General features: G+C 64.9%; 17 protein-coding genes. 6 read left to right on the top strand and 11 right to left on the bottom strand.

The window, feature by feature from the left end:
• Window position 1: 1 nt before the first annotated feature.
• The 5 genes from HUK72_RS03735 to HUK72_RS03715 all read right to left on the bottom strand — a co-directional run bounded on the left by HUK72_RS03735 (window position 2) and on the right by HUK72_RS03715 (window position 7,071).
• On the bottom strand, window positions 2-2,398 hold the full coding sequence (locus HUK72_RS03735; protein ID WP_176595597.1) for a CoA transferase: 2,397 nt from the start codon (window positions 2,396-2,398) through the stop codon (window positions 2-4).
• Between the two features lie 151 nt (window positions 2,399-2,549).
• On the bottom strand, window positions 2,550-3,203 hold the full coding sequence (locus HUK72_RS03730; protein WP_176595596.1) for a flavin reductase family protein: 654 nt from the start codon (window positions 3,201-3,203) through the stop codon (window positions 2,550-2,552).
• 15 nt (window positions 3,204-3,218) lie between these two features.
• Window positions 3,219-4,028: an enoyl-CoA hydratase/isomerase family protein gene (locus tag HUK72_RS03725; protein ID WP_176595595.1), complete on the bottom strand. Its 810-nt coding sequence runs from the start codon at window positions 4,026-4,028 to the stop codon at window positions 3,219-3,221.
• Window positions 4,029-4,123: 95 nt separating this feature from the next.
• The gene (locus HUK72_RS03720; protein WP_176595594.1) at window positions 4,124-4,858 is read right to left on the bottom strand and encodes a TetR/AcrR family transcriptional regulator; all 735 of its coding nucleotides are present in this window, start codon (window positions 4,856-4,858) and stop codon (window positions 4,124-4,126) included.
• Between the two features lie 164 nt (window positions 4,859-5,022).
• A complete protein-coding gene (locus HUK72_RS03715) occupies window positions 5,023-7,071 on the bottom strand; it encodes a PQQ-dependent dehydrogenase, methanol/ethanol family (protein WP_176595593.1) in 2,049 nt (682 codons plus the stop codon).
• Between the two features lie 174 nt (window positions 7,072-7,245).
• On the opposite strand from HUK72_RS03715, the gene HUK72_RS03710 reads away from it, so the two are divergent.
• Genes HUK72_RS03710 through HUK72_RS03700 form a run of 3 tightly spaced genes read left to right on the top strand, consistent with a single transcriptional unit; the run spans window position 7,246 to window position 9,637 of the window.
• Window positions 7,246-8,016, top strand: coding sequence for an enoyl-CoA hydratase/isomerase family protein (locus HUK72_RS03710; RefSeq protein WP_176595592.1), 771 nt, complete (start codon window positions 7,246-7,248; stop codon window positions 8,014-8,016).
• Window positions 8,017-8,023: 7 nt separating this feature from the next.
• Window positions 8,024-8,446: a Zn-ribbon domain-containing OB-fold protein gene (locus HUK72_RS03705; RefSeq protein WP_176595591.1), complete on the top strand. Its 423-nt coding sequence runs from the start codon at window positions 8,024-8,026 to the stop codon at window positions 8,444-8,446.
• 3 nt (window positions 8,447-8,449) lie between these two features.
• On the top strand, window positions 8,450-9,637 hold the full coding sequence (locus HUK72_RS03700) for a thiolase family protein (RefSeq protein WP_176595590.1): 1,188 nt from the start codon (window positions 8,450-8,452) through the stop codon (window positions 9,635-9,637).
• Here HUK72_RS03700 and glgX read toward each other — a convergent pair.
• The 6 genes from glgX to HUK72_RS03670 all read right to left on the bottom strand — a co-directional run bounded on the left by glgX (window position 9,617) and on the right by HUK72_RS03670 (window position 20,218).
• Entirely contained in the window at window positions 9,617-11,485 is a 1,869-nt protein-coding gene (gene glgX / locus HUK72_RS03695) for a glycogen debranching protein GlgX (RefSeq protein WP_176595589.1), read from the bottom strand. The genes HUK72_RS03700 and glgX overlap by 21 nt on opposite strands.
• Window positions 11,482-12,924: a glycogen synthase GlgA gene (glgA, locus tag HUK72_RS03690; RefSeq protein WP_176597729.1), complete on the bottom strand. Its 1,443-nt coding sequence runs from the start codon at window positions 12,922-12,924 to the stop codon at window positions 11,482-11,484. The genes glgX and glgA overlap by 4 nt, the downstream gene beginning before the upstream one ends.
• Window positions 12,925-12,944: 20 nt before the next feature.
• Window positions 12,945-14,204 carry a glucose-1-phosphate adenylyltransferase gene (gene glgC, locus HUK72_RS03685; protein ID WP_176595588.1) on the bottom strand — a complete coding sequence of 420 codons (1,260 nt, stop codon included), beginning with the start codon at window positions 14,202-14,204 and terminating at the stop codon, window positions 12,945-12,947.
• Between the two features lie 50 nt (window positions 14,205-14,254).
• Window positions 14,255-16,432, bottom strand: a complete 2,178-nt coding sequence (glgB, locus tag HUK72_RS03680; RefSeq protein ID WP_176595587.1) for a 1,4-alpha-glucan branching protein GlgB — start codon at window positions 16,430-16,432, stop codon at window positions 14,255-14,257.
• 18 nt (window positions 16,433-16,450) lie between these two features.
• Window positions 16,451-18,919: a glycogen/starch/alpha-glucan phosphorylase gene (locus HUK72_RS03675; protein ID WP_176595586.1), complete on the bottom strand. Its 2,469-nt coding sequence runs from the start codon at window positions 18,917-18,919 to the stop codon at window positions 16,451-16,453.
• An 87-nt stretch (window positions 18,920-19,006) separates the two neighbouring features.
• A complete protein-coding gene (locus tag HUK72_RS03670; RefSeq protein ID WP_176597728.1) occupies window positions 19,007-20,218 on the bottom strand; it encodes a serine hydrolase in 1,212 nt (403 codons plus the stop codon).
• A 132-nt stretch (window positions 20,219-20,350) separates the two neighbouring features.
• On the opposite strand from HUK72_RS03670, the gene HUK72_RS03665 reads away from it, so the two are divergent.
• From HUK72_RS03665 to HUK72_RS03655, 3 genes are read left to right on the top strand one after another with little or no spacing between them, the layout of a single operon-like run.
• Window positions 20,351-20,863 carry an RNA polymerase sigma factor gene (locus HUK72_RS03665; protein ID WP_176595585.1) on the top strand — a complete coding sequence of 171 codons (513 nt, stop codon included), beginning with the start codon at window positions 20,351-20,353 and terminating at the stop codon, window positions 20,861-20,863.
• A 55-nt stretch (window positions 20,864-20,918) separates the two neighbouring features.
• The gene (locus HUK72_RS03660; RefSeq protein ID WP_176597727.1) at window positions 20,919-21,848 is read left to right on the top strand and encodes a FecR domain-containing protein; all 930 of its coding nucleotides are present in this window, start codon (window positions 20,919-20,921) and stop codon (window positions 21,846-21,848) included.
• The gene (locus HUK72_RS03655; protein WP_176595584.1) at window positions 21,832-24,276 is read left to right on the top strand and encodes a TonB-dependent receptor; all 2,445 of its coding nucleotides are present in this window, start codon (window positions 21,832-21,834) and stop codon (window positions 24,274-24,276) included. The genes HUK72_RS03660 and HUK72_RS03655 overlap by 17 nt, the downstream gene beginning before the upstream one ends.
• Window positions 24,277-24,332 lie beyond the last annotated feature (56 nt).

Genomic DNA, 24,332 nt, shown 5'->3' with positions numbered 1-24,332 from the left:
GTCAGGCGGCGGAGACGCGGGACTGGATGCGGCCCTTCACATCCGCCGCTTGCATCGCCTTGCCGCTCGCGATCAGCGCGTCGATCTCAGCATCCGAATAGCCGATCTCGCCCAATATCTGCCGCGTATGCTCGCCCAGCCGGGGGGCTGAGCCTTTGGCGCTGCCGGGCGTGCGGCTGAAATGCATGAAGCTGCCGAATTGACGCACATGGCCGTACATGGAGTCAAGATTCTCGATCACGCGGTTGCTGGCCGTCGCCCAATCCTGCCAGAGCGCTTCGCGGACCCAGCTCGTTTCGCGGGCGATCTCGCTGGGGGCGCCGGCCGCTTCCAGCAGGGCGTGGGCGTCGGCGCTGCTCTTGCCTGCGAGGAACGGCTTCAGCGCGTCCAGAAGCGCAGCGTCGTTGGCGGAACGGGTTCGCGCCGTGGCGAAGCGGGGATCGCTCAGCCAATCCTCATGCCCCACGGCCTTGGCCAGCGCGGCGAAGCGTTCGTCCGAACGGCAGGAAATGCAGAGCCAGCCGTCAGTGGTCCGGTAAATCCGGTCGAGCGCGTTGAAGCCCGCCTGTTCCTTGTCCAGCCGGAATCCGTAGACGACCTTCTTGTCGGCATCGAGGAAATGTTCGGACGTGGTCCACAGGCTCGAATGAAGCTGCGGGATTTCCATATAGTCGCCCCGGCCGGTGACGGCGCGATGTTCAAGGCCCATCAAAATGCCCGCCGCGCCGAGGAAACCGTTATTATAATCCTCATTGCCGAACACGGCGCGGGTCGGCGGATTGCCTTCGCCGCCGCCCTCATAGAGCAGGCCGGTCCAGCCCGACACCAGCGGCGCAAAGCTCTTGAGCAGTGACTTCGGCCCCTTGGAGCCATAGCCGGGCAGATAGACGTAGAGCAGGCGCGGGTTGAGCTTCGACAGCGCCTCATAGCCGATGCCGAGCTTGTCCGCCTTGCCGGGGCGAAGGTTGTGCGTGACGACATCGGCCGTCGCCACCAGCTTCAGCGCCGCTTCGAGCGCTTCGGGATGCTTGAGGTTGAGCACGATGTCGCGCTTGCCGCGTTGGGCGGCGTCGAAACAGTCGGGCAGCGGGCGCATCTGGTCGCCGCCGGGGGTCTCCACCTTGATGACGTCGGCGCCAAGGTCGGACAGCAGACGACCGCCATAGCCGACCGCGAAGAAGGAGGAGAAGTCGACCACCTTAATGCCTTCCAGCGGCCGGTCGAGCGACTTGCCGTCGGCTACGAGCGCGGCCCGGCGGCGGGCGATCAGGTCCGCCAGCGCGCCATTGTCCGCCCCTATCTCGGGCGCGGGACGCGGCGCGGCGGCGGGCGCATTGGCCATGCGCACGGCAGGAGCGGCCTGATAGATGGTGCCGAAATCCTTGTCCGGCATGGCAATACGCTGGCCGACAAACTCCACCTGATCGTCGAGCAGCACTTCCGCCGGTTCCAGCACCGGCAGCGCCGCCACGTCCGCCGCCTGGAACAGCGCGATCCATTCCGGGCGGGGTTTGGTCTTGAACGCCTCGAAAATCTCGACGCGGGCGATATGATATTCGTCGTCGGTCAGCGGCACCGACATTTCCGGCGCGGTCACGGTCTGAATCCGGTCGCCAAAGCCCAGCACGTCCATCGCCGCCTTGAAGCCACCCTGGCCGCCGGTATGCATCTGAAGATAAAGGCCGTCCGCGCATTCGAACATGCCCGTCACCAGCCGGGTCTTACCGAAGCGGTCCACCGCGCCGGAATCGCCCGCCTTGATGTAGCTGATGCCCTCTTCCTGCCACCAATTGTTCATGGGCGACTGGGCGAGCATGGCGTCGAGCAGCGATGCCTCCACCTGCTGCCCCTTGCCGATATGGCGGCGGGCGCGGATGGCCGACAGCGCACCGATCACGCCGAGGAAGGCCTGTCCATAATGCAGCGCCGGGTGGCCGAGATAGACCGGGCCGGGGCGGAAGCTGCTGGAGCGATCGATCATCGTCCCGAGCAGCGCGGCGGCGAGGGATTCGCCATGGGGGCGGTCGGCAAATGGCGTGTCCGAACCGTAAGCGGTGAGCGCGCAGACGACCAGTTCGGGAAAATCGCGCGCCAGACTCTCGCTGTCCAGACCGAGGGCCGCCGCATCCCCTTCCTCCAGCGCGTGGATGAAGATGTCCGCCCCTTCCAGCAGGCCACGCAGCGACCGGAGACCCTCGGGCGCCCACACATCCAGTTCGACGCTGCGCTTCGACCGGTCCCAGGCCTTGCGGCTGAGGTCATGGGCGAAGAAGGCGCCGCCTTTCGGCTCCACCTTCAAAACGTCGGCGCCATGATCGGCCAGCAGCATGGCGGCGATGGCGACAGGCATTTGATCCGCCAGTTCAATGACGGTCAGATGATCCAGGGGACCGGGCATCTCATCACTCCTATGGCGGGCAAGGCCCGCTGTCTTTTTACGGAATTATCTTTATGGCTTCACATCGTCCGACGGATCGAAAAATGATCTTTGATGCAGAAAACACCAGTTTGAACCCGAGCGCAAGTAATTTTGCACCATAGGTTCAAATTCATTCCGCCGCCTTGTCCTTGGCTGCCATGTGCGACGGATCGTAGCGGGGCCGCTCCATCTGGAAACTGTCGCTGTTGCGGACATACCAGCCGCTGCCATGGGTGCGGCCGATCAGCTTCATCGCGGGCGTGTCGAAATAGACCCGCTCCCGGTCGCTGATGAATTCATCGCGGATATGGGCCATCAATATTTCTCCGATGACCACCGTCTGCATCGCGCCTATGTCCATCGCGGCGACCTTGCGACACTCGAAGCTGACCGGGCTGGTGGCGATGCGTGGCGGCGCGACGACGACCGAGGGCGTGGTTTCGATGCCGGCATAGTCGATTTCGCTGACGTCGGCAGGCGCGTCGACGCTGCACAGGTTCATCTTCTCCGCATCCGCCTCGCAGACGAGGTTCACCACGAACTCGCCGGTGGCGATGATGTTGGAGGCGGTGTTCTTGAGCCCGCGAGACTTCGGTTCCTTGAGCAGCCCCAGCACCACTAGGGGCGGCTCCGTGCCGACGCAGTTGAAGAAGCTGTAGGGCGCGGCGTTGACGAGGCCGTCCGCCGACTGGCTGGTGATCCAGGCGATGGGGCGCGGGGTGATCGTCGAATTGACGATCTTGTACCGCGTGACCATCGGAAGCGCGCGCATGTCGAATTGCATGGGTCGGACCTCCGTTTATTCTGCGGCCTTGGCGGCGGCTTTCGCGGCGGCGCGGGCCTTGAAGCGTTCGCGGGCGCGGGGAACTTCTTCGCCTGCCTGGCATGTATGGCAATAGACCAGTTCCAGCGCGTGGGTCGTCGCCAGATCGCCGCTCTCCGCCTGCTGGAGCAGCCGCTTGGTCAATTCGACCGCATGGCGGTTGCCGTCACCTATGGTCTGGCCCAGAGCGAGCGCTTCCTCAACGGCCCTGCCCGGCGCCACGACGCGACTGATAAGGCCGAGCGACAGCGCCTCCGCCGCATCCAGCGTCCGGCCCGAAAAGATGATCTCCGCCGCCCGCGCCCGGCCCAGTTGTTTGGTCAGGAACCAGGCCGCGCCGCCGTCCGGCACCAGTCCGAATTCCAGGAAAGGCGCGCCGAACCGGGCATTGTCCGCCGCGAAGATCATATCGCACGCCATGGCGAGGCTCCACGACACGCCGAAGGCTCCGCCCTCCACCGCCGCGACCGTGGGAATCGGCAGGGCACGCACGCGGCTGATGATCCGCTGCCCCATTTCGAGTCGCGCCGCCAGCGCCAGCGCGCCCTCCCCCCTTGCGGGAGGCAGCTTCACGTCGCCGCCATTGCTGAAATAGCCCTCCGCCCCGCTGATGATCAGCAGCCGGGCGGGCGTCGCATTTTCCAGAGCGTCCAGCGCGGCGGAAAATTGCTCCCACATGGCGAAGGACACGGTATTCTTCGCGCGGGGCCGGTTGAGCACGATATGCGCGATCCCCTGTTCGTCCAGAACAAACAGCAATTCGGGGTTTTCGCTCACCGCGTTCATCTCTCGCTCTCCATTCCCGCGCCTTTCGGCGGGCACGGGAACTGACTAGCCGACGGCGCACGCCTCTTCAAGTAAATTTGCATCCATGTGCAAATTCACGCCGCAGCCGCCTTGGGACGCTGCGGCACGGGCAAGGCATCCATGCCGCGTTCGGCTATCTCCTTGATCAACGCCTCCACGTCCTTGCGGGCCGCGCCTTTCAGCGCGCCGAGCAAGGAGGTGAGATAGCTGCTCACCAGTCGGACGATCACTTCGTCGTCCGGAATCCGCCCCTGCGCCCAGTCGTTGATCGTCGCATATTCGAAGCGGACGAGATCCTCGATCAGCTTGTCGACCTCCACCCAGGGCTGGAGCTGCTTCTTCGCCTCCAGCACCTCGATCCACTGGCGGTTATGATGGACCGCCGGCGAATGCATCGCCGCCCAGATGTCGTGATCGACGTCGGAGCTGAAATAGAGCGCCATGATCGCCTTGATATAATTGCGGATCTTCCGGTTGCGCTGCACGACGGAGATCATGCGCTCCAGATTATGCTGCATCGTGCCCGGTTCGCTGGAATAGGCGATGCGGCTCACATATTCGTCGAAATATTCCTGAATGGCCGACGCGATCATCCGCTCCCTGGTCTGGAACGCGTTGTAGAGCGTGCGCTTGGCGACGCCCGCGCGCTGGCCGATCTCGTTCATGCTGAGCGCGGCGATGCCCTGTTCGGCAATGACCTTTCGGGTTTCCTCCAATATCCGGCGGCGGCGCTCGATAATGGCCGGACTGGAATAAGTCTGTGGCCGCTCGCCGCCTTCCTTCAGTTCTTCGTTCGCTTTACTCGCCAAAGTCACTCGCCTTCATTCCCAAAGCCATCCCATTTATGACAGGATCATAGCGGGATTGCATGAACGTGCAAATTTATCGTCCCACAATATAGAAAGCCCCGCCCCGCCCGAGGGCAGGACGGGGCAGCCTGCGGTCCGCCGGGAGTGAAGCGGACCTTGCATCCTTACTTGCCCTTGGGCGCGGTTTCCCGCGCGCGCTGGCGGATATAATGGCGCAGCCCCTCCAGCTCCGCATCGGTCAACTGGCCGAAGGAACCCATGCCCCGCGCCATCAGCGCGCCGTCATGGACCACGGATTTGAAGGTCTCGGCGTCCAGCGGCACGCCCGATTTGCGCAGGTCCGGCGCCGCGCCGCCCGCCATCATGCCCGAACCGTGGCAGATGACGCAGCTACTATTGTAGATGCCTGCGCCGACCTTCGCCTTGTCGGCATCCACCACGAAGGCCGGATCGTCCTGGATCGGCTCATCCACCCGATCGACCTTGGGCAGCTTTTTCACGCCGCCGACGGTGAAGGTCAGCAACCGCCGCTGCTGCTGGCGATAATCCCAATTGGGCGAATTGGGGAAGCTGCTGCGGAAGCCGGTGATGACGCTGACATATTGCTTGCCGCCGACCGAATAGCTGATCGGCGCGGACAATATGCCGTTCTGCGCCGGATAGGACCAGAGCTTGCGCCCCGTCGTCGCGGAAAAGGCGTTGAACGTGCCGTCATTGGTGCCCTGGAACACCAGATTGCCCGCCGTCGCCAGCGTGCCGCCGTTGAACACGCCCGGCTGGGGCACGGACCAGGCGATCTTGTTGTTGGCGACGTCATAGGCGACCAGCTTGCTCGTCGCGGCGGGCGGCACGAGGTTGGCCGGCGGCGCACCAAGGCCGGTATTCACCATCATGCCGGGCTTGTATTTCCAGTCCTTGATGTTCGCCGGATCAACGAAGACGCGGCCGCCCTCCATCACAGGGATGTAGCTGTAGCCGGTCTTCGGGCTGAACGACATCGCCTGGATGCCGTGCGCGCCATTGGGGAAGGGATACATCATGAACGGCTTGCCGTCGGGATATTGGGCGTCCGGGTTGATTTCCGGCCGTCCGGTCACGGGATCGATCCGTTTCGCCCAATTCTGCTTGGCGAACTCGCCCGCCTGGATGAATTTGCCGGTTTCCCGGTCGATCGCGTAGAAGAAGCCGTTCTTCGGCGCGTGCATCAGCACCGACCGCTTCTTGCCGCCGATGACGATGTCGGCCAGCTCGATGTCCATGGCGTCGTTCCAGTCATGGCTGTTTTCAGGGTTCACCTGATAGTGCCAGACATATTCGCCGGTCTTCACGTCCAGCGCGACGATGGAGGAGAGATAGAGATTGTCGCCGCCGCCGGGGCTGCGGATCTTGATGTTCCAGGGGAAGCCATTGCCGGTGCCGATGTAGAGCCGGTCATATTTGGCGTCATAGGCCATGGCGTGCCAGACGGAGCCGCCGCCGCCCCATTTCCACCATTCGCCGGTCCAGGTCTTGGCGGCGGCCTCCATCGCCTTGTTCTCGAAGCCCTTGGCCGGATCGCCGGGCACGACATACCAGCGCCAGGCCTTCTTGCCGGTCTTGATGTCATAGGCAGTGACATAGCCGCGCGTCGGGCTGTAATCCGCGCCGCCAAAGCCGATCACCACCTTGTCGCCAGCGACCCAAGGCGGGCCGGTGATATAGCCGCCCTCTGCCTCGTCCAGCGTCTTGACCGACCAGCGCGGCTTGCCGGTCTTGGCGTCGACCGCGATCAGGCGGCCTTCACGCGTGGCGGTGAAGATGGTGCCGTCCTTATAGGCTATGCCCCGCGTGCCCCAACCGGCGCGCATCCGCCATTTCGCCTCGGGCTGGCTCGCCACGTCGGGATCATATTGCCACAGCAGCTTGCCTGTGCGCGCGTCGACCGCATGGACGACGCTGAGTCCCACGGCAAAATAGATGACGCCGTTCACCGCCAGCGGCTGGGTGTAGCTGTCATAGGTGTCGACGTCATAGGACCAGGCAAGGCCGAGCTTTCCGACATTCGCTTCGCTGATCTGCGCGAGCGGGCTGTAATGCTGCTCATTGTCGTCGCCGCCGAAGCTGGACCAGTTCGCCGCCGCCGGCCCGGCGCTCTCCGCCGAACGGGAGATCACGGCGGTGGAAAGCGCCAGAACCGCGGCCCCCGCCGCAAGCGCCGAAAATCTTGCCTTCATGGATCGCATCCTCTTTCTTCGGGGCGCGTCGCGACGCAGCCTTTTATTGCACCATCGTGCAATATTATGCACTTGTCAACGCGTCTCCTCAATTGACAGCGCAACACTTTGCGGATTTAATATTGCACCGAAGATAAATTTTGGGAGCAGGGCCGTGAAGCGCAGGGCCACACCATGACCGTCCGGGTCGAAAGCCAGGGGCGCGTCGGCATCGTCACGCTCGATCAGCCGGGGCGAGCCAACGCCTTCACCATGGCAATGCGCGAGGAAATCTGGCGCATTTTCGAAGAATTGGCGGAAGACGACGCGGTTCGCGCCATCATCCTGACGGGCGCGAACGGGCAATTCTGCTCGGGCGCGGATACCGGCGACATGGGCCATCAGAGCACTGCGGCGTTCCTGCGCCGGATGCGCTGGCTGCACCGGATGGTGAAAGCGGTCGGCGGCATCCGCAAGCCCGTGATCGCGGCGATCGACGGCGCATGCGTTGGCGCGGGCTGGAGCCTGGCGCTGGCCTGCGACATCGCCATCGCCACGCCGGGCGCGCGCTTCTGCCAGAGCTTCGGGCGGATCGGCTATGTGCCTGACGCGGGAGCCGTTTGGCAGCTCAGCCGGCTGGTCGGGCCGATGCGGGCCAAGGAAATCGTCTATTCCGCCCGCATGGTCGACGCGCAGGAAGCGCTGCGGCTGGGGCTGGTGCTGGAACTGGTCGAGAGCGGCGCGCTGATGGCGCGGGCGCTGGAAATGGCGGGTTCGCTGGCGCAGGGGCCGACTTTGGCGACGGGCATGGCCAAGCGGCAGTTCGAGGCCGCGCAGGCCCTGTCGCTCGACCAATATCTGGAACTGGAATTCGCCATGCAGCCGCTGATGGCCACGACCCAGGACCATCAGGAAGGCATCGCCGCCGCGCGCGAAAAGCGACCGCCGCATTTTCAGGGATTGTAAAAGCGCCATGCCGGAAACCGCCCAACGCCCGATCCCTTTGCCCGATCCGCTTTCGGATCCCTTCTGGGCGGCGGCGCGGCGCCATGAACTGCATATGCAGAGATGCGACGCCTGCGGCCGCCTGGCCTATCCGCCCGAAATCGCCTGCCGGGCCTGCGGCGGGAGCGGATTGGGTTTCGTGGCGGTTTCGGGACAGGCGACATTGCATAGCTGGACGGTGTTGCACGATCCACCCTCTCCCGGTTTTCGCGACCGGCTGCCGGTGATCCTGGCGGTGGTCGAGCTGGAGGAACAGGCGCGCCTGCTGATGAGCAGCAATCTTGTCGGCATCGCGCCCGGCGATCTGCGGATCGGATTGCCGCTCCAGGCGCGGTTCGAGGATGTGACGGACGACTGCACATTGGTGCAGTTCGGCCCGGCGGAGCGCTGAGCCATGTGGGACTATCGGGACAAGGTGGCCGTCGCGGGGGTCGGTTACAGCAAGCTTGAACGGCGGTCTGACCAGACTTTGGCGGCGCTGACGCTGGACGCCTGCGATTCGGCGCTGGCCGATGCCGGGCTGCGGCGGAGCGATCTGGACGGCATCGCGACGTCGCCCGCCATGCCTCGTTATGGCGGCAAAAAGGGCGTGGACGAAGGAGTCGACGTCGTCACGCCCTGGTATCTGGCCGGCCTGCTGGGCGTGACGTCCGGGGTGCAATGGATCGGATCGACCAATGGCATGGTAACGCAGAGCCTGATCGACGGGGCGATGGCGATCGTCGCCGGGCTTTGCGACCATGTGCTGGTCTATCGCGCTTTGCATGTTCCCGATGGGCGTTATGTGAATTTCGAATCCGCTTATGCGGTGGGGGCGGACCAATATCTGGCGCCCTATGGCTTCAGCATGCCGCCGGCATGGGCGGCAGTGGTGCTGCGCCGCTATTTCGAGCTTTACGGTTACAGCCGGGCCGATTTTGCCCATTATATCGCCAATAATCGCGCCAATGCGCAGTTGAACCCCCATGCCTATTGGCGGGGCAAGACGATCGCGGCGGAGGATTATTTGAGCGCCCGGATGATCGCTGATCCCATGTCCATCCTGGATTGCGACATTCCCGTCGATGGCTGCTGCGCGCTGATCCTGACCTCGACCGAACGGGCACGGCATTTGCGCCAGCCGCCTGCCTTGCTCACCGGCTTTGTGGCTTCCGCCTGGCAAGGGGCCGGGGGCACGCCGATGAACCTGGAGGATATGTGGGACGGCGCGAAGGATGTGGCGCGGCGGTTGTGGGAGGCGACCGGGCTGTCCCCGGCGGATGTGGACAATGCGCAGCTTTATGACGGGTTCAGCGTGCTGGTGCTGACCTGGCTGGAGGGCATGGGCTTTTGCCGCGCTGGCGAGGGATTGGCTTTCCTGCGAGATGGGCATGGCGATCTGGGCGGCAAGCTGCCGGTCAATACGGGCGGGGGCGCGCTGGGCGAGGGACGGCTGCACGGCATGACGCAGTTGGCCGAAGCGATTGCGCAGGTGACCGATCGCGCAGGCGAAAGGCAGGTGCCGGGCGCTTCGCGGTCATTGGCGACGATCTCCAACGGACTGGCGAAATCGACGGCCTTTTTATTCAGCCGGGACGGGTAGGACCGTTCGGGCTGGGACCGTTACGCCGCCAAAGGTCCGGGACCGGTCATCGCCGTTAATGTAGATGGTGAGGCCCGACTGCCGGAACTGCATCGTCAGGCAGTGGCGGTCAGGGTCTTCCCATTGCGCTACGGTCAAGGGATTGCCCTGTTCGTCGAGCCATTCGACATCCGCTTCGGAAAGCCAGCGCGTCTCCTTGAGGTCGGGTTGCGACGCCCTCCATCCGGCGAGGGCGAAGGCGTGCGCCTCGATCTCCCGATCGCGACCGGCCCAGTCGATCCAGCCGATCGCATTATCCTGCGCATAGGCATTGTTGTTGCCCTGCTGCGAGCGGCCGAACTCATCGCCTGCCGTCAGCATGATCGTGCCGCGCGAGCAGAACAGCGTGGCCAGTAACGCCTTGATGTCCCGGCGCCGCGCCGTCTGGATCGCGGGGTCTTGGCTCGCCCCTTCGACGCCGTTGTTCCAACTGAAATTCTCGCCATGGCCATCGCGATTCTGCTCGCCATTGGCTTCATTATGTCGATGTTCATAGGCGGTCAGGTCCGCCAGGGTGAAGCCGTCATGCGCCGCCAGGAAATTGACGGTGCGCGTGGCTGGGCCGTCGCGGAAAATGTCCGACGATCCGGCAAGGCGGGTCGCCAGGGCGCCAAGCATGCCGCGATCCCCGCGCCAGAAGCGCCGCATATCGTCCCGATAGCGGTCGTTCCATTCCAGCCAGCGCTCCCCGAAACGGCCGAGTTGATAGCCGCCGGGCCCGATGTCCCAAGGTTCCGCGATCAGGATGCGGTCGGACAGCAACGGGTCTGCGCGCATCGCCTGCAGCAGCGGAGCCTGCGGATCGAAACCGGTCGGCAACCGCCCCAGCGCTGGCGCGAGATCGAAGCGGAAGCCATCCACGCCCGCCGCTTGGACGAAATGGCGGAGCGAATCCAGGATCAGCCGCTGCGCGACGGGATGGTTGCAGTCGATGCTGTTCCCGGTGCCGGTATCGTTGATCAGGCGGCCATCGGGCTCATGCCGGAAATAGCTGCGCGCATCGAGGCCGCGCAGGGATAGCGTCGGGCCTAGGCGGTCGCTTTCCCCGTCATGATTATAGACCATGTCGAGGATCACGCCGATCCCCGCCTCATGCAGCGCCTGGACCGCTCCGCGCAGTTCCGCCATGCCGCCGGGCGCCAGCCGGGGATCGAGCGAGAACATGCTGACCGGATTATAGCCCCAGGCATTGCGCAGCCCCAGCGGCCCCAGATGCCGCTCATCGATCCAGGCGTTGACCGGCATCAGTTCGATCGCGGAGACATGCAGGCGGCGCAGATGATCGATGATGGCGGGATGGGCGAGCGCGGCGACGGTCCCCCGCTGCGCCTCCGGAACGTCGGGATGCAGCATGGTGAAGCCGCGAACCTGCACTTCGTAGATCAGGCCGCCGGGCCTGAAAAGAGGCGGCGAGGGGGCAAGCGGGGGCAAGGCGGCGGCCGCGACCCCTTTGGGCATCAGGGCCGCGGTATCCGGCCCCTCCCCGCGCCGCGCCGCCAGGGCGGGATCATGGGCGAAGGCCCGGTCGATCGCCGTGGCATAGGGGTCCAGCAGCAGCTTGTCGGGATCGAACCACAGTCCCGCATCGGGATCATAGGGTCCATCCGCCCGGATGCCATAGCGCGCGCCCTCCCCCACGCCCGGCACATCGATGGACCAGACACCCTCGCCGTCTCGCGCCATCGGCAGGCGCGTCTCGCGGTCTTCATCATCGAACAGGCACAGCCAGAGCCGTTCCGCATCCGGGGATTGGACGCGGAACCGGCTTCCGCGTCCATGGACATCCGGGCCGAGCGAGCCTGAGCTCATGCCGCCTTGGGGAGCAGAGAATGGAACAGTTCGGCATAGCGCGCCGCGCTGCGGGTCCAGGAAAAATCAGCGCGCATCCCGGCGCGCTGCATCGCCTGCCAGTCCGGCTTATGCGCATGAACACGGACCGTCCGGGCAATCGCGCCGTGCAGCGCCAGCGGATCAGACGGCGGGAAGACGATGCCCGTCGCGACGCCGGCGCTCACGGCCGCCTCATTGGCGTCGATCACCGTGTCGGCCAGCCCGCCGACCCGCGCCACCACCGGCACGCAGCCATAGCGCAGCCCATAAAGCTGAGTCAGGCCGCAAGGTTCGAAGCGGGACGGGATCAATATGGCGTCGGCGCCCGCCTGCATCAGATGGGACAGCGGCTCGTCATAGCCGATCTGCGCCCCCACCCTGCCGCGATGCCGGTCCGCAGCGGCCAGGAAGGCGCCTTCCAGCGGATGGTCGCCCGATCCAAGGACCGCGAGCTTGCCCCCCAGGCCTACCAGATGATCGATCGCATCCATCACCATGTCCATGCCCTTCTGCCAGGTCAGACGGCTGACGATGATGAAGAGCGGCGCGTCGTCGCGGTCCAAGCCGAAATGCGCCTCCACCGCTTTGCGATTCGCGCCGCGTCCGCTGAGCGCGCGGGCGCTATACAGCCGCACCAACAGCGGATCGGTCGCCGGATTCCAGATGGCTGTATCGACGCCGTTCAATATGCCGTGCAGCCGGTCGGCGCGTCCGTTGATCAACCCATCCAGCCCCATGCCATGCACCGGCGATCGGATTTCATCGGCATAGGTGGGACTGACAGTGGTGATGGCGTCGGCGGAGACCAGGCCCGCCTTCAAATAGCCCGTGCCGCCATAATATTCGACGCCGTCGACGCCCCAGGCTTCGGGAGGGAGGCCGAGCTGGGGGAAGATGTCCGCGCCGAAACGGCCCTGAAAGGCCAGATTGTGGATCGTCACCACCTTGGGCACGGCATGGGCAGGCCCGAAGCGCATATAGGTGGCGGTCATCGCCGCCTGCCAGTCATGCGCATGGACCAGATCGGGCCGCCAGCCCTTCGCGCCTTCCGCCGCGATGTCCGCGCCTGCGCGGGACAGGGCGGCAAAGCGCTTCCAATTGTCGCTCCATTCGCCGCCGCCGGGATCGCCATAGGGACCGCCTTCCCGCGCGAAAAAATCCGGCGCGTCGAGCACCAGCAGGTCGAGATCGCCCAGCTTCGCGGCCAACACCGACGCCGTCGCTCCGAACAGCGCGTCGTAGCGCCGCACCGCCTTTGCCTTGCCCAGCCGCGAGAGGACGGAGGGATAGCCGGGCACCAGCGTCCGTACCGCAATGCCATGTCCAGCCAGCGCGCCAGGCAAGGCGCCCGCCACATCGGCCAGCCCGCCAGTCTTGACCAGCGGATAGATTTCGGACGCGACCGAAAGCACCTGCATCTTCGCTGCCTTGCTCAAGATCAGTCCACCAGCCGTTCGATCATATATTGGGTGATCAGCGTCACGCCGCTGTCGGTGCGGCGGAAGCGCTGCGCATCATGATCGGGATGCTCGCCCACGATCAGACCGGGCGGGATGATGACGCCGGAATCCAGCACGCATTTGTGCAGCCGCGCCCCGCGCCCGATGACGCAATCCGGCATGATCACGCTTTCCGTGACGGAGGAGAAGCTGTGCGTGCGCACGCCGGAAAAGAGCAGGCTGCGGTGCAACGACGACCCCGACACGATGCATCCGCCCGCCACTAGCGAGGATGTCGCGGACCCGCGCCGTCCTTCCTCATTATGCACGAATTTGGCGGGCGGGGTGACTTCGGAATAGGTCCAGAGCGGCCAGCTCCGGTCATAGAGGTCCAGAGAGGGCACCACGTCGGTCAGGTCGATATTCGCCTGCCAATAGGCGTCGATGGTGCCGACGTCCCGCCAATAGGGCACCGGCTCGCTTTCGGCGCGCACGCAACTGTTGGAAAAGCGGTGGGCGACGGCTTTGCCGTGGGCGACGATATGGGGGATGATGTCGCCGCCGAAATCCCGCTTGCTGGCTGGGTCGGCCGCGTCCCGCCGCAATTCTTCGATCAGGAAGGCGGTGCGGAAGACATAGATGCCCATGGACGCCAGCGCCACGCCCGGACTGCCGGGGATATGCGGCGGTTTTTTCGGCTTTTCGACGAAGGCGGTGATGACGTCCCGCTCATCCACATGCATGACGCCGAAACCGCTGGCTTCCTTCACCGGCACTTCCATGCAGCCTACGGTGACGTCAGCGCCGCTGTCGACATGCTGCTGGAGCATCAGCTCATAGTCCATCTTGTAGACATGATCGCCCGCCAGGATGACCATATATTCGGGCGCATAATCCTCTATGATGTCGATATTCTGGAAGACGGCGTCGGCCGTGCCTTCATACCATTGGCTTTCGGACACGCGCTGGCTGGCGGGCAGGATGTCGAAGCTTTCGTTGCGCTCCGGCCGCAGGAAGTTCCAGCCGCGCTGGAGGTGCCGGATCAGCGAATGCGCCTTGTACTGCGTGGCGACGCCGATGCGGCGGATGCCGCTGTTAAGCGCGTTGGAGAGGGCGAAATCGATGATCCGCGCCTTGCCGCCGAAATGGACGGCGGGCTTGGCGCGGCGGTCGGTGAGTTCGGCCAGACGACTGCCCCGCCCCCCGGCCAGCACATAGGCCATGGCGTCACGGGCGATCGGCTGGTGTCTTGGCTGCATCGGCATCTTCTCCTTCATGCCCGCGAGCGCTTGGCTTCCGCCCGTCGGTCTCAATAGTCCAGTTCCAGCATCAGCGTGCCAAAGGGTGGGATGGTGACATTGGCCCATCCTTCCTCATCGGCGGTGACGATCCCCATATTGCCCGCGCCGCTGCCGCCATATTCGGCCGCATCGCTGTTCATGACCTCCCGCCAGCGTCCGCCCGAAGGCAGGCGCATGCGGTAGCCGTGGCGCAATTGCGGCGTGAAATGGCTGATGACGACGATCGGCGGCGCGCCCGGCGCGCGCCGGACCCAGGCGAAGACCGAGTCCGCCCCCGCATCGACCAGCACCCATTCGAACCCCTCCGGCTCGCAATCGCGAGCATGGAGGGCCGGGCGGGAGCGGTAGAGGCGGTTGAGGTCGCTCACCAGCAACTGCACGCCCCGATGCGGCTTGTGGTCGAGGAGGTGCCAATCGAGCGCCCGATCCTCGCTCCATTCGTCGCGCTGGGCGAATTCCTGCCCCATGAACAGCAATTTCTTGCCGGGATAGCCCCACATCATCGCGTAATAGGCGCGCAGGGTCGCAAATTTCTGCCAATCGTCCCCGGCCATCTTGTGCAGCAGGGACGATTTGCCGTGCACCACCTCGTCATGGCTCAACGCCAGCACGAAATTCTCGGTAAAGGCGTAGAGCAGGCCGAAAGTGATGTCGTCATGATGATGGGCGCGGTGCACCGGATCGCGCGCCAGATAGCGCAGCGTGTCGTGCATGAAACCCATATTCCATTTGAAGCCGAAACCCAAGCCGCCTTCATGGACGGGGTGGGAAACCTTGGGCCAGCTCGTCGATTCCTCGGCAATGGTCATGACGCCGGCATGGGCGCCGTAGAGCGCCTTGTTCATCTGCTGGAGGAATTCGACCGCCTCCACATTCTCCCGCCCGCCATGTTCGTTGGGAATCCACTCCCCTTCCTTGCGGCTATAGTCGAGGTAGAGCATGGAGGCGACGGCATCGACGCGCAGCCCGTCGACATGATAGCGTTCTGCCCAGAAGAGCGCGTTGTTGACCAGATATTGCGCCACTTCGCGTCGGCCGAAATTGTAGATCGCCGTGTTCCAGTCGGGGTGGAAGCCCTTGCGCGGGTCGGCATGCTCGTAAAGGGCGGTGCCGTCGAAATGCGCCAGCCCATGAGCGTCGGTCGGAAAATGCGCGGGCACCCAGTCGAGTATGACGCCCACCCCTGCCCGATGCGCGCCGTCCACGAAGCGCGCAAAGCCCGCCGGATCACCGAAGCGCGCCGTTGGGGCATAAAGGCCGGTGGTCTGGTACCCCCAGCTAGGATCATAGGGAAATTCGCTGATCGGCAGAAATTCGATATGGGTGAAGCCCATGCCGACGACATAGGGGATCAGCCGGTTGGCCAGCGCGTCCCAGGTCAGGAAATTCCCGTCTTCGTCGCGCTGCCATGACCCGGCATGCACTTCGTAGACGGCGATGGGTTCGCGGCGCGGATCGGCCCTTTGCCAATGGGCGCGGTGGCGGTCGTCGCCCCAGACATGATCCGGCACCGCCGCCACGATGGATGCGGTGGCGGGCCGCAGTTCGGACCGGAAGGCGAAAGGATCGGCCTTGAGCGGCAGGATTTCGCCGTCCGGCCCGACAATCTCGAACTTATAGGGGCTGCCCACGCCCACTTCGGGCAGGAAGATTTCCCAGACCCCGGCATCCTGTCGCCGCCGCATCAGCCCCCGGCGGCCGTCCCAGCGGTTGAAGTCGCCCACCACCGACACCCGCCGGGCATTGGGCGCCCAGACGGCGAAATGCGTGCCCTCCACCCCTTCATGGGCGATGATATGGGCGCCCATCTTGTCGAACAGCCGGGCATGCGATCCTTCGGCAAAATAATGATCGTCCATCGGCCCCAGAACCGGGCCGAAACTATAAGGATCGATCAGCCTATATTCGCCGCCATCGGCATAGGTCGCATGATAACGCAGCGGCTGGCGCTTGCGGATGGAAAGCCTGCCGAAAAACAGCCCCGCCGGATCGATCCGGTCCAGCTTGCCCACCGCCTTGCCGTCCAGCCTGTGCGCGGTGACGCTGACCGCTTCGGGCAGGAGGACGCAGGCGGTGAAGCCCCCCTTCCCTTCGGAAGCGCCGGCCGGATGGACGCCAAGCGTCGCGAAAGGATCGTCCTCGCGTCCTTCCAGCAGCCGGGCAATCTGTTCCGGCGTCAACTCCACGCTAACCGCGCCCTCCCGTCAAACCGGCACCTTCCAGATGTCCCGCGCATATTCCCTGATCGTCCGGTCGGAGGAGAACCATCCCATGCGGGCGACATTGTGGATCGCCATCTTCGCCCATAACGTCTGATCGCGCCACATCGCATCGACACGCCGCTGAGCGGAGGAATAGCTGTCGAAATCGGCCGCCACCATGAACCAGTCATGATCGTAAATGCCCTGCACCAAATCCCGGTAACGCCCCGGATCGTCCGGCGAGAAGACCCCGCTGGCAATGGCGTCCAGCGCCTGCCCCAATTCCCGGCTTCGGGCAATAACTTCACGGGGATTATACCCCTGGGCGCGCCGCTCGTTCACCTGGGCGGCGGTCAGGCCGAAGATCACGATATTCTCTTCACCCACATGGTCGCGCATCTCGACATTGGCGCCGTCGAGCGTGCCGATGGTGAGCGCGCCGTTGACCGCGAACTTCATATTGCCGGTGCCCGACGCCTCCATGCCTGCCGTCGAAATCTGCTCCGACAGGTCCGCCGCCGGGATCATAATTTCCGCCAGCGAGACATTATAATTGGGCACGAACTGCACCTTCAGCAGCCCCTGTACCGCCGGATCGTGATTGACCGCCCGCGCCACATCGCCCGCCAGTTTGATGATCAGCTTGGCATTATGATAGCTGGGCGCCGCCTTGCCGCCGAACAGCTTGACCCGCGGCACCCAATCCTTTTCCGGATGCGAGCGGATCTGGTCATAGAGCGACACCGCCTCGATGATGTTGAGCAACTGCCGCTTATATTCGTGGATGCGCTTGATCTGGATGTCGAACAAAGCGGCGGGATCGAGCCGCGCATTCACCCGCTGCCGCAGCAGATCGGCCAGCGCCACCTTATTGGCGCGCTTCACGGCCAGGAATTTCTCCTGAAAGGCGCTGTCGTCCGCGAAGGGATCGAGGTCGCGCAGCGCTTCGGGATCGTCCATGAAGCGGTCGCCTATCGCCTCGCGGATCAGTTCGAACAGGCCATGGTTGCACTGCATCAGCCAGCGGCGGAAGGTGACGCCATTGGTCTTGTTGTTGATCCGGGCGGGATAGAGGTGATGGAAGTCGGCAAATACCGTTTCCTTCATCAATTCCGTGTGCAGCGCCGACACGCCGTTGACGCTGTGCGATCCGGCGAAGGCGAGGTTCCCCATGCGCACCCGCCGCTCGCCGCCCTCGTCGATCAGCGAGATCGTTCCGATCGCCCGGTCGTCGAACTTGCCGGACCGCCTCGCCTCGCCCAACAGGCGGCTGTTCACCGCATAGACGATCTGCATATGCCGGGGCAGCAAGCGCTCGAACAGCGGCACCGGCCAGCTTTCCAGCGCCTCCGGCAGCAGCGTGTGGTTGGTGTAGCTGAACGTCTGGCGCGTGATGTCCCACGCCTCGTCGAAATCAATGCCGTGATTATCGAGCAGAAGCCGCATCAGTTCCGCGACGGCGACGGCGGGATGCGTGTCGTTGAGCTGGATCGCCGCCTTGTCCGGCAGGGTCCGCACGTCACCGAAATATTGGATATGCCGCCGGATGACGTCCTGCAGGGACGCGGAGGAGAAGAAATATTCCTGCCGCAGCCGCAATTCCTGCCCGGCGGGCGAACTGTCGGCGGGATAGAGCACCCGCGTCAGCGCCTCCGCCCGGTTGCTCTCCGTCAGCGCGCCCAGATGGTCGCCCGCATTGAAACGGTCGAGCAGGATCGGATCGATCGGCTGCGCTTCCCAGAGGCGCAACGTGTTGACCCGCTTGCCCCGCCAGCCCGCTATGGGCGTGTCATAGGGCGTCGCGATCACGCGTTCGGCAGGGCGCCAGCGCATCTGGTGCGGGCCGGCGTCTTCGCTTTCGGAAGGATCGACGCGGCCGCCGAAGCCGATCTCATAACTCGCCTCGCGCCGCTCGAATTCCCAGGGATTGCCGTGGGTCAGCCAGGTTTCGGGCAATTCCACCTGCCAGCCGTCGGAAATCTCCTGCCGGAACATGCCGTTCACATAGCGGATGCCATAGCCATAGGCGGGCACGTCGACCGTCGCCATGCTTTCCATGAAACAGGCCGCCAGCCGCCCCAGGCCGCCATTGCCCAGCGCCGCATCGGGTTCCAGCGCGGCGATGATGTCGATGTCGACGCCCAGCGAGCTTAGCGCCGCCTGCATATCGTCCAGCATCTCCATATTGGACGCGGCGTCGCGCATCAGGCGGCCGATCAGGAACTCCAGGCTCAGATAATAGACCCTGCGCCCTTGTTCCTCATAGGTTTTTTCGGTGGACGCGATCCATGCGTCGATCACCCGGTCGCGAATGGCGAGGATCACGGCATGCAGCCAGTCATGCGGTTTCGCGGCGGCCGCGTTCTTGCCGATGCGATAGGTCAGCCGCTCGACGATCTCATGGGCAAGGACCTCCGGATCGACCTGCCGGGGAGCGGGCTTGGGGAGGGTGGTTTGGCCTTTGAGGTTCATGGCGATGGGCCCCTTTGCCGTGAGTCAGGACAGATGATTGCACGGCCCCTGCGCCTCGCCAACAGCAAATTTTGCAGCGCAGCAAATTTACGCCGCATCGCTCCGGCGGTCGACGATCGCATTGCGGATGCCGCGCCGCAATTCGGCCCGCACCGCATAGGTGCTGGAGGGGAAATGCTGGGTCATGAAGATGCCGATCACCCGCTCCACCGGATCGATGAAGAAGAAGGTCGAGAACACCCCGCCCCAATAATATTCCTGTGTCCGAAGGTCGGTCGCGAAACCGAGGCCAAAGCCGATCCCGGCATAATCCGCCTCGCTGAACATGGAGGAGGACAGGCTGGCGAGATCGCCGCCGCCCGGCAGATGATTGGCGTGCATCGCCGCCACCGTTTCAGGCTTCAGCAGGCGCGTGCCGTCCAGCTCCCCGCCGCGCAACAGCATCCGAGCGAAGCGGTGATAATCCGCAACGCAGGAGACCAGCCCTCCGCCGCCGGACCGCAATTTCAATGGCCTGCGCCAGCCGCTGCGCGAACCCCGGTCGTAGAGCGACAGCCTGCCGTCCGGCCCCAATTGCCAGGCGTCGGTCATCCGCCCAACGCGATCCTCCGGCAGTTCGAAGAAGCTGTCGACCATGCCCAGCGGATCGAAAATGCGCTCCCGGAAATAGCGCTCCAGGTCGAGGCCGCTGAGGCGCTCCACCACCACGCCCAGCACGTCCGTCGACACGGAATAATTCCACCGCTCGCCCGGCGAAAATTCCAGCGGCAGCGAGGCAAGCGCTGCGATGAAGTCATCGGAACCGCGCTTCTGCTGAAATTCGTCCAGGCCAAGGTCGCGATAGCGCGCATCGATGGCCGTCTGCCGCTGGAGCCCATAGGTGAGGCCGGAGGTGTGCCGCAGCAGGTCGATCATCAGCATAGGCCGGTGCATCCGTCCGCGACCGTCGGCGCCGACGGCCAGATCGGCAAATTCCGGCAGTATCTTCGTCACCGGATCGTCCAGCGCGATCAGCCCCTGCTCGACCAGCATCATGAAGGCGACTGACGTCACCGGCTTGGTCATGGAGGCGATGCGATAGAGCGCATCCTGCGCCAGCGGTTCGCCCGTCTCCCGCGCTATGCCGCTGCGGACCGAGAGGATCGGCTGCTCATCCCGCGACACCAGCAATTGCATATGCGGCAGCTTGCCGGGCGCTATATAGGTTTCATGAACGAAATCAGCCAGCGCCTGCAATTTCCCGGCATCCGTGCCTGCCGCCTGCGCTGCCGCTGCGTCAACCTGCCCTGTAAGCTGCATCATGCCTCCTGCCCACCTGCCCCTTGACCCCAGAACGAGCGTCGGCGCAAGCCCCCTTCCCCGCTTGCCCGTTGCAACGTCTCCATCGGCCCTTTATGGCAACCGCCTGATCCCACTGGACGCAAGTTCTTCATGGCTACCGGCCTTTCCGCCATCTTCCTGAACAATCGGCCCGCCCTGCTGCGGTTCCTGCGCGCCCGCGGCGCAGGCGACGAGTCCGAGGATCTGTTGCAGGACATGTGGATGAAATTGGAGGAGAAAGACCTCGGCCCGGTCACGGACCCGCTGCCCTATCTTTACCGCATGGCGAACAATCTGATGCTGGACCGCTACCGTTCCGCCACGCGGCGGGAGCGGCGGGAACAGGATTGGGCCGAAGGCGCGGGCGGCGTCATGGCCGACCCGTCGGAGGACATTGCGATAGACGAACGGCTGATCCTGACCGAAAGGCTGGAGGAAGCCCGCGCCGTGCTGCGGTCGCTTGGCCCTCGCGTCGAACTGGTGTTCCGCCGTTTCCGCATCGAGGGCGTCGGGCAAAGGCTGATCGCGGAGGAATTGGGCGTCAGCCTGACCACCGTGGAGAAGGATCTGCAAAAGGCCTATCGCGCCATGATCGCCCTCAAGCAGAAAATGGATACGGAATGAGCGGAGCGGCGGCGTCTGGCTCAGATGAGGGGCTGCAATGAACGGGGCTGGAACCATGATGAATGAGGAGGCGCTCGGGTGGGTCATCCGCACGCGCGATCCTGAATTTGCCGATTGGGAAGCCTTCACCGCTTGGCTGGAGGCCGATCCGGCGCATGCGCCGGCCTATGACGCGCTGATGGCGGCGGATGCCGGTCTGGCGAAGATCGTTCCGGCAGAGCCTGTCACCATCGCTATGCCCGCCAATGATGCGGGGCCGCGTGGTTGGCGGCCTGTGCGCTGGCTGGCGGGCGGCGCGGTCGCGGCGGCCCTGGTCGGGGTGGTTTCGGTTGGCATGCTGAACCGGTCTGACATCTACACCGTCGCCACCCGGCCCGGCGAGACGCGCAGCATCGCGCTGGACGATGGCACCCGCGTCGAGCTGAACGGCGGCACGACCATGCGCTTCGACCGGCATGATGCGCGCTTCGCGGCGCTGGATAGCGGCGAGGCGGCCTTCACCGTGCGGCATGACGCCGCCAATCCCTTCCGCGTGACCGTGGGCGACGCGGTGTTCGAGGATGCGGGCACCATCTTCAACATCGTCCATAGCGGCAACGCCACCCGCATCGGCGTGTCGGAAGGCAAGGTGATCTACAATCCGAAGGCGGAAGCCATAGCTCTGCCAGCGGGTCGCGCCCTGACCAATGACGAAAACGGCCTGCGCGTCATGGACATCGCCACCGATGCGGTCGCAAGTTGGCGTCAGGGCCGCCTGACCTATGCCAATGCCCCGGTGACGCAGATCAGCGGCGACATCGCCCGTTCGCTGGGCGTGAAGCTGGACGCCACGCCAGGCGCTGGCGCGATGCGCTTTACCGGCACGATCCGCCTGGACCGCGATCCGACGCGTTTCTTTGGCCAGGCCGCGCCGCTGATGGGGCTTAGCGCCGTCAGGCAGGGCGACGGATGGTTGTTGAAGGAGGGGGATGGTCCGCCACGCTGACGTCCTTTTCGTCACCGCCCTCGCCACCATGGCCGCTTCGCCTGTGCAAGCGGCGGAAAGACAGCAGATCAGCATCGCCCCCGGACGGCTGGGCGAGGCGGCGATAGCGCTCGGCCGCCAGACGGGCGCCAGCATCGGCATGTCGGATCAATCGCTGGCGGGGATTTCCACCCCGGCCGTCCATGGCCGCATGTCGGTGGAAGGGGCGCTCAAGCGGCTGCTCAAGGGCAGCGGCGCCAGCCTGCGGCGGATCGACGGCAACACCTACCGGATCGTGCGGGAACGGGTGGTGCGCGAACAGCCCCGCGCCGCCGTCGCCGCTCCCATTCCGGACGTGGAGCAGGAACCGGCGGAGATCATCGTCACCGCCTCCAAGCGGGACACGCCCCTCCCCCGCTATGCCGGGATGGTCGATGTGGTGGGCGACAATGCCTTCACCGCTGGCGAGGCGGCGGGCGGCACGGCCAGCCTGATCTTCCGCGTGGCGAGCCTCAGCTCGACCCATGCCGGGGCGGGGCGGAACAAGCTGTTCATCCGCGCCATAGCCGATAGCGGCGTCGCCGGGCCGACCCAGGCGACGACGGGACAATATCTGGGCGACATGCGCCTCAACTATGCCGCGCCGGACCCGGACCTGAAGCTTTACGACATGCAGGGCGTGGAGGTGCTGGAGGGGCCGCAGGGCACGCTTTACGGCGCGGGTTCGCTGGGCGGGATCGTCCGGATGATCCCCAACGCGCCCAATCTGGCGCGGACCGGAGGGCAGGTTTCCGCCGGGCTCAGCGCGACGCAGCATGGCGATCCGGGCGGCGATCTGGCCGCGACGATCAACCTGCCCATCGTCACGGAGAAGATCGCGCTGCGCGTCGTCGGCTATGGCGTGCAGGATGGCGGCTATATCGACGATGTCCTGCGCCACAAAGATGACGTCAACCGTACCCGCACCTATGGCGGCCGTGCGGCGCTGCGGTTCGCGCCGGACGAGAACTGGACCATCGATCTCACCGGCGTCTACCAGCGGATCAAGGCCGACGACGCCCAATATGCCGCCAAGCTGATCGGCAACCTCGAACGCGCCTCCGCCGTCGCTCAGCCCTATTCGTCGGATTATGCGCTCGCCAATCTCAGGGTCGAGCGGCAATGGGACGATCTGCGCTTCGTGTCCTCGACCGGATTCGTGCGCAACATCCTGTCGGAAAGCTATGACGCGACGCAGTATGACCCGGCTGGGCTGGATGGGCCCGCCGCGCTGTTCCGGCAAAGGAACAAGGTCGACATCTTCTCCACCGAAAACCGCATCGTGCGCGATCTGGACAATGGCCTGGGCTGGATATTGGGCGCCTCCTATCTGGAAAGCACGTCGGACATCCAGCGAACGCTGACCTCCTACGGCACGGCCCCCATCCAGTCGGAGGTCATTCCGGGCGTGCCGATGTATGGGCGCGGCATGCCCGCGACCTCCACCGGCGTGCGCAACCGCATCCGGGAGGCGACCCTGTTTGGCGAAGCCTCCTTCGAACCCGTCACGGGCCTGATCGCCACGGTCGGCGGGCGCCTGACCAACAGCCGCCTGACGGGCGAGGCGCTCGACCCCATCGCCGTCCTCTCCATGGCGGCGATTGCGCGGGCGGAGGCGCAGGCGAACCGGAACGAAACGATCTTCCTCCCCTCCTTCTCCCTGCTGACCGACGCCTTGCCCGGCATGACGGTCTATGCCCGGTTCCAGCAGGGCTTCCGTCCCGGCGGGCTTGCGGTCGACGACCAGCATATCCAGCGTTTCCGCAACGACCGCGCCTCAACCCTGGAATTCGGCTTCCGCAAGGGCGTGCCGGGCGTCGATGCGGTCGCGCTGACCGGCAATGCCGCCTATACGCGGTGGAAGGACATCCAGGCCGACGTCACCGACCGGATCGGCATTCCCACCACCGCCAATATCGGGGACGGGCGGATTTATACGGTGGAGGGCCGCATCGCAGTCCGCCCTGTGCCGCGCCTGACGCTGGACGGCAGCATCATCTACAATGACAGCCGTCTCAGCCGCCCCGCGCAATTCGTGCGGCTGCTGTCCTATGAGGGGCAGTCGCTGACCCTGCCCAATGTCGCCAATTGGGGCGGACGCATCGGCTTCGACTATCGCGCACCGCTGGGCGACGACATGCGGTTCCATCTCGGCGGATCGGCCCGCTATGTCGGCAAATCCAGGCTGGGCGTCGGGCCGATATTGGGGCGGGAACAGGGCGACTATGTCGACACCGCGCTCAACGCCAGCCTGACGCGCGGGCCGGTGCAATGGTCGCTGTCACTCTCCAACCTGCTGGACAGCAGCGGCAACCGCTTTTCGCTCGGCACGCCCTTCGACCTGCGCGGGGATTATGTGACGCCGCTGCGCCCGCGCACTGTCCGGCTGGGGCTGGATTTCGCCTTCTGATCTTGCATCGCATTATTTTTATCTGACGGAAGGAACGTTCCGGCGCCGTCTCCCGC

Origin of the sequence: Sphingobium sp. 15-1 (assembly GCF_013375535.1) — a bacterium.
In the GTDB taxonomy this organism is placed as follows: Bacteria; Pseudomonadota; Alphaproteobacteria; order Sphingomonadales; family Sphingomonadaceae; genus Sphingobium; species Sphingobium aromaticivastans.
The sequence above is the reverse complement of the archived record's forward strand: the minus strand, read 5'-3'. Positions and strand labels throughout refer to the sequence as shown.

Excerpts from the sequence above, each read along its gene's own strand:
- HUK72_RS03735 (WP_176595597.1), bottom strand. The coding sequence starts at position 2,398 with ATGCCCGGTCCCCTGGATCATCTGACCGTCATTGAACTGGCGGATCAA.
- HUK72_RS03730 (WP_176595596.1), bottom strand. The coding sequence starts at position 3,203 with ATGCAATTCGACATGCGCGCGCTTCCGATGGTCACGCGGTACAAGATC.
- HUK72_RS03725 (WP_176595595.1), bottom strand. The coding sequence starts at position 4,028 with ATGAACGCGGTGAGCGAAAACCCCGAATTGCTGTTTGTTCTGGACGAA.
- HUK72_RS03715 (WP_176595593.1), bottom strand. The coding sequence starts at position 7,071 with ATGAAGGCAAGATTTTCGGCGCTTGCGGCGGGGGCCGCGGTTCTGGCG.
- HUK72_RS03710 (WP_176595592.1), top strand. The coding sequence starts at position 7,246 with ATGACCGTCCGGGTCGAAAGCCAGGGGCGCGTCGGCATCGTCACGCTC.
- HUK72_RS03705 (WP_176595591.1), top strand. The coding sequence starts at position 8,024 with ATGCCGGAAACCGCCCAACGCCCGATCCCTTTGCCCGATCCGCTTTCG.
- HUK72_RS03700 (WP_176595590.1), top strand. The coding sequence starts at position 8,450 with ATGTGGGACTATCGGGACAAGGTGGCCGTCGCGGGGGTCGGTTACAGC.
- glgX (WP_176595589.1), bottom strand. The coding sequence starts at position 11,485 with ATGAGCTCAGGCTCGCTCGGCCCGGATGTCCATGGACGCGGAAGCCGG.
- glgA (WP_176597729.1), bottom strand. The coding sequence starts at position 12,924 with ATGCAGGTGCTTTCGGTCGCGTCCGAAATCTATCCGCTGGTCAAGACT.
- glgC (WP_176595588.1), bottom strand. The coding sequence starts at position 14,204 with ATGCAGCCAAGACACCAGCCGATCGCCCGTGACGCCATGGCCTATGTG.
- HUK72_RS03675 (WP_176595586.1), bottom strand. The coding sequence starts at position 18,919 with ATGAACCTCAAAGGCCAAACCACCCTCCCCAAGCCCGCTCCCCGGCAG.
- HUK72_RS03670 (WP_176597728.1), bottom strand. The coding sequence starts at position 20,218 with ATGCAGCTTACAGGGCAGGTTGACGCAGCGGCAGCGCAGGCGGCAGGC.
- HUK72_RS03665 (WP_176595585.1), top strand. The coding sequence starts at position 20,351 with ATGGCTACCGGCCTTTCCGCCATCTTCCTGAACAATCGGCCCGCCCTG.
- HUK72_RS03660 (WP_176597727.1), top strand. The coding sequence starts at position 20,919 with ATGATGAATGAGGAGGCGCTCGGGTGGGTCATCCGCACGCGCGATCCT.
- HUK72_RS03655 (WP_176595584.1), top strand. The coding sequence starts at position 21,832 with ATGGTCCGCCACGCTGACGTCCTTTTCGTCACCGCCCTCGCCACCATG.